Annotated in this window: 1 protein-coding gene and 1 pseudogene; both read left to right on the top strand. The window is 67.4% G+C overall.

Going from position 1 to position 1051, the window contains the following annotated elements; translation table 11 throughout:
* The coding region (gene argJ / locus ENZ75_RS32765) for a bifunctional glutamate N-acetyltransferase/amino-acid acetyltransferase ArgJ (protein ID WP_128278662.1) at window positions 1-953 on the top strand (953 nt) is incomplete at its 5' end.
* Window positions 920-1051 (top strand): annotated as a pseudogene (locus tag ENZ75_RS35490) (GNAT family N-acetyltransferase); the annotation flags it as partial. The gene argJ and the pseudogene ENZ75_RS35490, both read left to right, overlap by 34 nt.

Below are 1051 nucleotides of genomic sequence, written 5' to 3'. Positions count from 1 at the left end.
CGACCGCACTGACCGGCGAGGCGGCGGCGAAGGCGGCCGGCTGCACGGCAGCGGAGGTTTTCATGGCCTCGACCGGCGTCATCGGCGAGCCGCTCGACACCAGCAAATTCAGCCATCTGCTCGCGGGGCTGGTCAGCAAGGGCAAGCCCGAGCTGTGGACCGAAGCGGCAAAGGCGATCATGACCACGGATACCTATCCGAAAGTGGCGACCGCGACCGTCAAGCTCGGCGACACCGATGTCACCATCAACGGCATTTCCAAGGGCGCCGGCATGATCGCGCCCGACATGGCGACGATGCTCTCCTTCATCGCCACCGACGCGCCGATCGCCGCACCTGTCCTGCAGGATCTGTTGTCGCGCGGCACGGCCAAGACTTTCAACGCGGTCACCGTCGACAGCGACACCTCGACCAGCGACACGCTGCTGATCTTCGCCACCGGCAAGGCCGCCAGGCGCGGCGCGCCGGAGATAACCGATCCCAAGGATGCCCGTCTCGGCACGTTCCGCCGGGCGCTCGGCAAGGTGCTGAAATCGCTGGCGCTGCAGGTGGTGCGCGACGGCGAAGGCGCCCGCAAGCAGGTCGAAGTCACCGTCACCGGCGCCAAATCGGCGCGCTCGGCCAAGCGCATCGCGCTGTCGATCGCCAATTCGCCGCTGGTCAAGACGGCAGTCGCCGGCGAGGACGCCAATTGGGGCCGCGTCGTCATGGCCGTCGGCAAGGCCGGCGAACCCGCCGATCGCGACCGGCTGTCGATCTGGTTCGGCGACAACAGGCTGGCGCATGAAGGCGAGCGCGACCCCGGCTATTCCGAGGCGGCGACGTCGGCCTACATGAAGCGCGACGATATCCGCATCCGCGCCGATATCGGCATTGGCCGCGGCAAGGCGACGGTGTGGACCTGCGACCTCACCAAGGAATATGTCGCCATCAATGGCGATTACCGGAGCTGACGGTTTTGAGCTCCAGGCATCCGGCAAGCATGCTCGCGATCGTGCGCCGTTACGAGGCGGCCGGCTTTCGCGCCTGGCCGGCGGCCGCCGTCCACTAT

The sequence above is a fragment of the Mesorhizobium sp. M7A.F.Ca.CA.002.04.1.1 genome (genome assembly GCF_004022805.1).
GTDB classification, from domain to species: Bacteria; Pseudomonadota; Alphaproteobacteria; order Rhizobiales; family Rhizobiaceae; genus Mesorhizobium; species Mesorhizobium ciceri.
Note: the sequence above shows the minus strand (reverse complement) of the source record. Positions and strands in the feature narration are given on the sequence as shown.